Source organism: Stenotrophomonas sp. PS02298 (genome assembly GCF_029959445.1).
Classification (GTDB): Bacteria; Pseudomonadota; Gammaproteobacteria; order Xanthomonadales; family Xanthomonadaceae; genus Stenotrophomonas.
Genome location: NZ_JASCOR010000162.1, coordinates 1 through 9,414 on the forward strand (window position 1 = coordinate 1; position 9,414 = coordinate 9,414).

General features: G+C 64.1%; 9 protein-coding genes. All 9 read left to right on the top strand.

The features are described from left to right. Positions 1–222: 222 nt before the first annotated feature. The 9 genes from QMX78_RS17810 (at position 223) to QMX78_RS17850 (ending at position 9,204) form a co-directional block, all read left to right on the top strand. Entirely contained in the window at positions 223–1,542 is a 1,320-nt protein-coding gene (locus QMX78_RS17810) for an amidohydrolase (RefSeq protein WP_282272028.1), read from the top strand. A gap of 45 nt (positions 1,543–1,587) precedes the next feature. Then, on the top strand, positions 1,588–2,451 hold the full coding sequence (locus QMX78_RS17815; protein ID WP_282272031.1) for a DUF4261 domain-containing protein: 864 nt from the start codon (positions 1,588–1,590) through the stop codon (positions 2,449–2,451). An 82-nt stretch (positions 2,452–2,533) separates the two neighbouring features. Then, positions 2,534–3,343, top strand: coding sequence for an NADPH-dependent 7-cyano-7-deazaguanine reductase QueF (queF, locus tag QMX78_RS17820; RefSeq protein ID WP_282272033.1), 810 nt, complete (start codon positions 2,534–2,536; stop codon positions 3,341–3,343). A 98-nt stretch (positions 3,344–3,441) separates the two neighbouring features. Then, entirely contained in the window at positions 3,442–3,744 is a 303-nt protein-coding gene (locus QMX78_RS17825) for a LysM peptidoglycan-binding domain-containing protein (protein WP_282272036.1), read from the top strand. A 49-nt stretch (positions 3,745–3,793) separates the two neighbouring features. Continuing rightward, on the top strand, positions 3,794–4,273 hold the full coding sequence (locus tag QMX78_RS17830; protein WP_282272038.1) for a hypothetical protein: 480 nt from the start codon (positions 3,794–3,796) through the stop codon (positions 4,271–4,273). A gap of 527 nt (positions 4,274–4,800) precedes the next feature. Next, on the top strand, positions 4,801–7,032 hold the full coding sequence (locus QMX78_RS17835) for an NADP-dependent isocitrate dehydrogenase (RefSeq protein ID WP_282272040.1): 2,232 nt from the start codon (positions 4,801–4,803) through the stop codon (positions 7,030–7,032). 249 nt (positions 7,033–7,281) lie between these two features. Then, a complete protein-coding gene (locus QMX78_RS17840; RefSeq protein WP_282272042.1) occupies positions 7,282–8,250 on the top strand; it encodes a hypothetical protein in 969 nt (322 codons plus the stop codon). Further along, the gene (locus QMX78_RS17845; protein WP_282272045.1) at positions 8,247–8,795 is read left to right on the top strand and encodes an ATP/GTP-binding protein; all 549 of its coding nucleotides are present in this window, start codon (positions 8,247–8,249) and stop codon (positions 8,793–8,795) included. Before QMX78_RS17840 ends, QMX78_RS17845 begins: the two co-directional genes overlap by 4 nt. Further along, positions 8,788–9,204: a roadblock/LC7 domain-containing protein gene (locus tag QMX78_RS17850; RefSeq protein WP_282272047.1), complete on the top strand. Its 417-nt coding sequence runs from the start codon at positions 8,788–8,790 to the stop codon at positions 9,202–9,204. The genes QMX78_RS17845 and QMX78_RS17850 overlap by 8 nt, the downstream gene beginning before the upstream one ends. The last annotated feature ends 210 nt before the right edge of the window (positions 9,205–9,414 follow it).

Sequence of the window (9,414 nt, forward strand, 5' to 3'; positions counted from 1 at the left end):
AAGCCGGCCCGGTGGGAGCCACCAATTGGTCTGTGATCTGGCGAACCATCAGCTTCGCGGCTGACGCCGCTCCCACAAGCCGGTGGTTGCGGGGAAGGCCGATGCCGAGCATGGCTCGGCACTACGGTGGATCGCCTGCAGCGTGTTGGTTCCCTGCCAGCGGGCGCTTGGCCCATGATTGGCCTACATTCACCCTGTCACCGATTGGAAGGAGAGTTGCTGATGGCCCGTAAGACCGTGTTGCTGTCCGCCTTGCTTTGCGCCCTTGCCCCGCTGGCGCAGGCCCAGGATGCCGCCCAGCGTCCCGAGGTGGCAGCTGCCGCCACTCGCCTGCAGCAGCAGGTGGTGGATTGGCGTCGCGACTTCCACGCCCATCCGGAGCTCTCCAACCGCGAAGAACGCACCGCGGCCAAGGTCGCCGAGCGCCTGCGTGCAATGGGCCTGAACCCGAAGACCGGCGTGGCCGTGCACGGCGTTGTCGCCATCATCAAGGGCGGCCTGCCCGGCCCGAAGATCGCCCTGCGCGCCGACATGGACGCGCTGCCGGTCACCGAACAGACCGGCCTGCCGTTCGCCTCCAAGGCCACTGCCGAGTACCGCGGCGAGCAGGTCGGGGTGATGCATGCCTGTGGCCATGACGCGCACACCGCAACCCTGCTGGGCGTGGCCGACGCGCTGGTTGCCATGCGCGACACGCTGCCCGGCGAAGTGATGCTGATCTTCCAGCCGGCCGAGGAAGGCGCGCCGCCGCCGGAGCAGGGCGGTGCCGACCTGATGCTGAAGGAAGGCCTGTTCAAGGACTTCAAGCCGGAGGCGGTGTTCGGCCTGCATGTGTTCTCCAGCGTGCAGGCCGGCCAGATCGCCGTGCGCGGCGGCCCGCTGATGGCTGCTTCCGATCGCTTTGGCATCACAGTCAATGGTCGCCAGACGCACGGCTCGGCGCCGTGGAACGGCGTTGACCCGATTGTTGCGGCCTCCGACCTTATCGGTACCGCGCAGACCATCGTCAGCCGCCGCGCCAACCTGTCCAAGCAGCCGGCAGTGCTCACCTTCGGCGCGATCAAGGGCGGCATCCGCTACAACATCATCCCCGACTCGGTGGAAATGGTCGGCACCATCCGCACCTTCGACCCCGACATGCGCAAGCAGATCTTCGCCGACCTGCGCAACGTCGCCGAGCACACCGCTGCCGCCCACGGTGCGACGGCTGTCACCGACATCTACGAGAAGGACGGCAACCCGGCCACGGTCAACGATCCGGCACTGACCGCGCGCATGCTGCCCAGCCTGCAGGCGGTGGTGGGCAAGCCCAACGTCTACGAGCCGCCGCTGCAGATGGGCTCGGAGGACTTCTCGCTGTACGCACAGCAGGTGCCGTCGATGTTCTTCTTCGTCGGTTCCACTGGTGCCGGCATCGATCCGGCTACCGCGCCGAGCAATCATTCGCCCAAGTTCCTGCTCGACGAAAAGGCACTGGATGTGGGCCTGCGCGCGCTGTTGCAGGTGTCGCTGGATTATCTGCACGGTGACAAGGCAGGTTGAGTCCGGGTAGTGTCAGGGGCTTACCTACAAGGAAGAAGGCGCTCCATGACAGCCAGCCTGGCCATGCTGCTGCAGTCGCAGCTCGACCCTCAGCTCACCGCCGAAGCCCTGCTTGCGCAGATGCGCAGCGATTGGCCCGACCTGGACCAATCGCTGCTGCGGGTGGGCGAGGCAACGACGGAAGGCGCCCTCGACAAGGATGCCGATGGCGACGATTCGCCGATGCTGTGCCTGGAATACGCCGACTACCTGATCGCGTTGATGCCGATCCCGGTGCAGATCGGCGATGACATCGCGCAGATCTGTGCGCACAGCCGGCTGTGGCCAGACGCCACGCCGGCACCGGTGGACTACGCCGCACACACCATCGTCACCGTGATGCGCTTTGGCGACGACGGGCAGGAAACCAATCTGGTTGCACAGGCGGCACTGCTCAGTCGCGTGCTGGCATCGGCTGTGGCCGTGTCCAACAGCATCGAGGCGGTGTACTTCGGCAGCGCCAATCATGTAGTGCTGCCAAGCCTGTTCCGCGAGCTGACCCAGGCCACGTTGCCCGAGCCGCTGCCGATCGCCTGGGTGGCGATCAATGTCGGCCAGCGCCCGGACGGGGTGATGACCGGCCATACCCGCGGCATGGACATGCTGGGCCTGATGGACATCGAGATTCCCGAGACCGGGGAAACTGCCGAAGGCGTGTTCAGCCGCCTCACCGGCATCGTCGATTACCTGATCGAGAACGGAATGGTCATCAGCAATGGCGACACCCTCGGGGCGACCGAGGAAGAGCGTATCCGCGTTGTCTACGGCCCCTCTGCGCTGGACCCGGAGCGCGAGGTGATGCGGCTGGTGAGTGAGGAGATCCCGCAGGCCAAGTCCAGCAAATCGTGGTGGGCGCGGCTGCTGAACTGAAGCTGCGCCAGGTACCGGTTTTCCTGCGAATGAGCGCCTCGGTATATCCGGCGCTCAAGCTGGCGCAACTACAATGGGGCCGATGAACACTCCCCAAGATTCCAGCCTCGGCCGTGAGGTCGACTACCCCCGCCAGTACGACGCCAGTCTGCTGTTCCCGATCCCGCGCGCTGGCGCCCGTGCCGAGATCGGTCTGGGCAGCGAACTGCCGTTCGTCGGCGAGGACCGCTGGCATATCTATGAGCTGGGCTGGCTGGACGCGCGCGGCAAGCCCTGCGTGGAAACCGCAACCCTGTACGTGCCGGGTGCCTCGCCGAACCTGATCGAGTCCAAGTCGCTCAAGCTGTACCTGAACTCGCTCAACGGGGCACGTTTCAACCGTGCCGAAGCCGTGCGCGAGCGCATTGCCACCGATCTGTCGGCCTGCGCCGGTGCCGATGTGCGGGTGGAGTTCGGCCTGCCGCCGGTCGAACAGGCGGCAGGTGAGAGCATTGACCACCTGGATGTCGCCATCGACAGCTATGGCCCGCCCGATGCAAACCTGCTGCTGGCCGATGCCGTTACGGTGGTCAATGAGACCCTGGTCTCGGCGCTGCTCAAGTCCAACTGCCCGGTGACCGGCCAGCCGGACTGGGCCAGCGTCAGCATCCGTTACCAGGGCCCGCGCATCGACCGTGAAGGCCTGCTGCGTTACCTGGTCAGCTACCGCGACCACGCCGAGTTCCACGAACAGTGCGTGGAGCGGATCTTCCTGGAGCTGAGCCTGCGTTGCCAGCCCGTCACCCTGGAAGTGGAGGCGCGCTATACCCGCCGCGGCGGCCTGGACATCAATCCGCGTCGGGCCAGTCCGGGTCTGGTCGCCAGCGCGCCGATCCGCGACCTGCGTCAATAAACATTCAGCTGCGTACGCAGGTTTTTACGTGGACGCGATGAAACCTTAACAGGCCTCATGCAATCGTTGCTCCCGTCAGTCACGGAGGAGCAACCTGGATGAGCAGTACTGAAAAGAAAGCCGACTTTTCCGATGTCACCGGGGCAGTCAGCAGTACCGAGCAGGTGGTACAGAAAGCTGATTTCTCCGATGTCACGGCTACCGTGACCAGCACTGAAGAGATCGTCGGCGAGCAGCACTACACGGTGCAGAGCGGCGACAACCTGTCCAAGATCGCCAAGAACCTGCTTGGCGATGGTAACGCTTGGAAGAAAATCTTCGATGCCAACCGTGACGTCCTCGATGATCCGGACAAGATCCGGCCCGGGCAGATACTGAAGATTCCTGCGCGTCAGGGCTGATCCCCGACGCCGCTACGTACGAACTTTCAAACCAGATTCGGAGCAATTCATGAAGAAGACTTCGCTTAGCAGTGCCTTGATGATCGCGGTGGTCGGTGCGGTTGCGCTGGTTGGTTGCAAGAAGAAGGAAGAAGAGGTCGCGCCACCGCCGCCGGTTGCTGCAGCCCCGGCACCGATGGTTGAGTCCGCACCTGCCGCGCCCGCTCTCGCAGTGACTTCGGTGACCGTCGGCAACGCAGCTGCCGCTGATCTGTCGGTGGCACCGGTTGCGGTGTTGGCTGCCAAGGACAAGATCATCGTCTCGGTCAAGACAAGTGGTACCGCCAGCAATGTGCCGGTGGCCGCCAAGTTGACCTATCAGGATGGCCAGGTTGCCGGTGAGCAGAGCGCCACGCTCAACGCGACCGACGCTGGTACCACCAATATCGAATTCACTAAGGCAACGCCGTGGCCGGCCGGCAAGTACACCGCAGACGTCACCGTCGACGGCAAGGCTGCCGGTACGCAGCAGCAGTTCGAGGTGAAGTGAGCAAGGCGTAAGCCGGCGAACTCTCTCCCGTCGGTGATACGCATGGGCGCAGCCACCAGGCTGCGCCTTTTTTTTGCATCAACCGTAAACGCTTGTTGTAGGAGCGGCGTCAGCCGCGAAGCAGGGACACCATCGGATGAAGAAGGCATTCGGGCAACCTCAGCGTCGCGGCTGACGCCGCTCCCACAGAAAGCACCGTGCCGCTGCGTGAAGCCGCGGTTTGCGCACTGTGTGCACCTGTTCCATGTATGGCGCGGGTGGTTGCAGGTGAGACCACCACTGCCGTGAGCGACATGAGCAAGACGGCACAAGGCCTGCGCGGGCTTGCACTGCAACAGGCCCGCCACTCCCTACCTCTGCGTATGGGTTTGCTTTGCCCGGCCCGGTCGAAAACGCGACAATGTGAGGGTTTCCCCATCCGGCAGTTGGATGGGGTTTGCGCGCCGGCCCACTGGATGGTCGTGCGCCGGCCCATCGCCGCTGCCATTCCACGCACCGCATCCGTCAGCAAGAGAGTTTTTGCCCCCATGTCGAATACGCCGAAGATCATCTACACGCTCACCGACGAAGCTCCGTTCCTGGCCACGCAGTCGCTGCTGCCCATCGTCGATGCCTTTACCGCGACCGCCGGCATTGCCGTCGAAACCCGCGACATCTCGCTGTCCGGCCGCATCCTGTCGCAGTTCCCGGACTTCCTGAAGGACGAGCAGAAGATCAGCGATGATCTGGCCGAACTGGGCGAGCTGGCCACCAAGCCGGAAGCCAACATCATCAAGCTGCCGAACGTGTCGGCCTCGGTGCCGCAGCTCAAGGCCGCGATCAAGGAGCTGCAGGAACAGGGCTACATCCTGCCGAACTACCCGGACGCACCGACCGACGACGTGTCGCGTGACATCCAGGCCCGCTACGACAAGATCAAGGGCAGCGCGGTCAACCCGGTGCTGCGCGAAGGCAACTCCGATCGCCGCGCACCGCTGTCGGTGAAGAACTATGCCCGCAAGCATCCGCACCGCATGGGCGCATGGACTGCAGACTCCAAGTCGCACGTCGCGCACATGGACGGCGGTGATTTCTACGGCAGCGAGAAGTCGGCCACCGTCGCCAACGCCGGCAGCTTGAAGATCGAGCTGGTGCAGAACGACGGCAACACCGTCGTGCTGAAGGCCAAGACCGCAGTCAAGGCCGGTGAGATCGTCGACGCCTCGGTGATGAACCGCAAGGCGCTGGCGGCATTCGTTGATGCACAGATCGCCGATGCCAAGGAGCAGGGCGTGCTGTTCTCGCTGCACCTGAAGGCGACCATGATGAAGGTCTCCGACCCGATCATGTTCGGCGTCGTGGTCGACGAGTTCTACAAGGACGTGCTGGCCAAGCACGCCGCCAGCCTCGCCCAGATTGGTTTCGATTCCAACAACGGCATCGGCGACCTGTACGCGCGCCTGTCGCAGCTGCCGGAAGCCGAGCAGGAAGCGATCAAGGCCGACATCGCCGCCGAGTACGCCAAGCGTCCGGCCGTGGCCATGGTCAACTCGGACAAGGGCATCACCAACCTGCACGTGCCGTCGGACGTGATCGTCGACGCCTCGATGCCGGCGATGATCCGTGACTCCGGCAAGATGTGGAATGCCGAAGGCAAGCTGCAGGACACCAAGGCCGTCATTCCGGACCGCTGCTACGCCGGCGTGTACCAGGCCGTTATCGAAGACTGCAAGGCGCACGGCGCGTTCAACCCGGCCACCATGGGCTCGGTGCCGAACGTCGGCCTGATGGCACAGAAGGCCGAGGAATACGGCTCGCACGACAAGACGTTCCAGATCGCTGCCGATGGCGTGGTCAAGGTCACCGATGAAGCCGGCAACGTGGTGTTCGAACACGCCGTCGAAGCCGGCGACATCTGGCGCATGTGCCAGACCAAGGACGCGCCGATCCAGGACTGGGTGAAGCTGGCCGTCAGCCGCGCGCGCCTGAGCAACACTCCGGCGCTGTTCTGGCTGGATGCCAAGCGTGCCCACGATGCGCAGGTGATCGCCAAGGTCGAAAAGTATTTGAAGGACCACGACACCAACGGCCTGGACATCCGCATCCTGTCGCCGGAAGAAGCCACCGCCGTGTCGCTGGAGCGCACCCGCAAGGGTGAGGACACCATCTCGGTGACCGGCAACGTGCTGCGTGATTACCTCACCGACCTGTTCCCGATCCTGGAGCTGGGCACCAGCGCCAAGATGCTGTCGATCGTGCCGCTGATGGCCGGTGGCGGCCTGTTCGAAACCGGTGCTGGCGGCTCGGCGCCGAAGCACGTGCAGCAGTTCGTCGAAGAGGATTACCTGCGTTGGGATTCGCTGGGCGAGTTCCTGGCCCTGGCCGCATCGCTGGAACACCTGGGCCAGCGTTACGACAACAAGGGCGCCACCGTGCTTGCCAATGCCCTGGACGCTGCCAACGGCAAGTTCCTGGACAACGACAAGTCGCCGTCGCGCAAGCTGGGTGGCATCGACAACCGTGGCAGCCACTTCTACCTCGCCATGTACTGGGCGCAGGCGCTGGCCGAGCAGAACGACGATGCCGCATTGAAGGCAAAGTTCGCACCGCTGGCCGAAGTGCTGACCAGCAACGAGCAGAAGATCGTCGACGAGCTGGCAGCGGTGCAGGGCAAGGCCGTGGACATCGGCGGTTACTACCGTCCGGACCTGGCCAAGGCCGGCCCGGCAATGCGTCCGAGTGCCACCCTCAATGCCGCGATCGCCAGCCTCAAGGGCTGATCAACGTAAGAGCAATGGCGGCGTGATGTAGCTGCTGTTACACATTGAAAGCCTGTGTCCGTGAAGGACGCAGGCTTTCTTGTTTCTGCGTGATGACGGCGTGTAGATGCGACCAAGGTCGGGTGTGGAAAGGCCCACTGAAAAATCGAAATGTGGGATCAATCACCCTTTCACATGCAGCATCTGGAATAGCCTGATTCGACACGCAGGGAATCGCATGACGCGAGCGCGTCAAAAGGGGAAGAGGGCATGACCAGGGTGCTGGTAGTGGGCTCGGACACCCGGGAGGAGCAGACGCTCCTCGGGCGATTGAGGGAGATTGCGGGGCTACCACCGGAGGGTCTGCAACGCTGTGTCGATCTGGACCAGTGCGACCTGCTCCTGGTCCGCGATACCCCGGCGTTGCGCAGCGCTGCCCAACACATGGCCAGCAAGCGGCCGGCGATGCGCTTGTGGCTGCACGATGATGCCGGCGCCGTGCACGATGGCCGCAGTAGCGGCGAACTGCATCTGGATCGGGCGCAGATCCAGCACGCGCTGGCACCGCCGCCCACGCCGACCACCACCGATGGTCTGTATCTGGCCAGCGGTGCCAAGCAGGTGACCCGTCTGTTGCGGCAGCGCCTGCAGGAGAAGCAGGGCCGTGCGGTGCTGTCGTTGCAGGGCCAACCACAGCTGCTGATTGATTTCGAACACGACCAGATGGTGCCGCTCTACGTGCATCCAGCGCAGGGTCCCAGCCTTGCCCAGCAACTGGGTGACGTATTCGAGCTGTTGGCGCTGCAGGAACTGTCGTTGGCGCGCTTCCATGCCTTGGCGGAGAACCTGTCGCGGCAACCGCTGCGGCCGCTGCTGTGGCAGATGGCGCAGTACGGCGACAACTGGACCGATTTTGATCGACGCCTGCAGCAGAACGCGCGCGTGAGCCTGCTGCGCTGGCCGGACTTCCGTGTGCTCGCCCATCAACACGATGGTTTCAGGCTGTGTTCGCTGCTGCTGAAGAAGCCCTGCACCCTGGCCGAATGCACCGAGCTGCTGGAAGTGGACAGCAACGCAACCCGCGCCTTCATGCGCTCGGCCTACCTGTGTGGCTATGCCACGGTGCAGGTGCCAGAGCCCGCAGCTGCGCCGTCGCCTGCGCCGGCCAAGCTTGGTGCCAGCGCCCTGCTTGCACGCATGTGGCGCAGCGTCCGTCACCGTACAGGGACCCATGCATGATCGAACACAAGGTAGTGATTCTGGGTGCCATGGGGGCAGGGAAGTCGACGCTGGTGCGTGCTGTAGCGGGCGGCACCGTCATTGATACCGACGTACTCAATACCGACGCCAGTTCCTCCAAGCTGGTAACCACGGTGGCGATGGACTATGCCGACGTGAGTCTGCCCAATGGCGATCGGCTGCGCCTTTACGGCACACCTGGGCAGGAGCGGTTCTCCTTCATCTGGCCGGTGCTGCTGCAAGGCGCGCGTGGCGTGGTGATCCTGGCAGACGCCTCCAGCCCTGACGTGGCGCAGGAAATGGAGCGTTACCTGCTGGCACTGCGTGAGCACGCCGGGACGGTTCCGGCGGTCATTGGTGTATCCAAATTCGATCTTGTGCCGGACGTGGACCTCGATGCCTGCCTGCTGCAGGCACAGAAGACCGCCGGCCGGCCGTTGCCACTGGTGCCGTTCGACGCACGCTCGGAGGATGCGGTGATGCTGCTGATGGATGTGCTGATGGGTGAGGTCGAAGCCGCTGCCCTGGTGGGTGCCCATGACTGAGGCCAAGGCGATTGCATTGCTGGAGGACTGGGAAGTTGCCGTGATAGACCAGCGGCTGCAGGAGTTCACCAGTTCAGTGGATGGTGTGCGTGCCGCGGTGGTTGCCAGCATCGACGGTTTTGTCCTGGCACAGGCGGCTACCGAGACCTCCAGTGGCGAACGCCTGGCCGCCATGACCAGCGCCATGCTGGCCCTGGCTTCGGCGGTTGGCCGCGAGCTGGCGCTGGGCACGATGGACGTGCTGATGCTGGAGGCCAGCGAGGGCAAGGTATTGATGCAATCGATCCAGTTGCCCCGCGGCTCGCTGCTGCTGATGGCCGCCTGCGGCCAGCGCAGCGTCATCGGGCATGTGCTGTGGAGTGCGCGCGAGTGCGGGCGCAAGATCCAGGCGGAATTGTCCGGGGAGTGAGGGCGGCACTGGCTGCGGCTGCATTGGAGCCAAAGCCAAAGCCAAAGCTCCCCTCATCCCAACCCTTCTCCCGCGGGCGGGAGAAGGGCTAAATCAAAAGCCAGGGCCAAAGCCAAAGCCAGAGCCAGAGCCAGAGCCAAAGCCAGAGCCAAAGCCAGAGCCAAAGCCAGAGACAGAGCCAAAGGCATACCCAGAAACATAGGAAAAGGC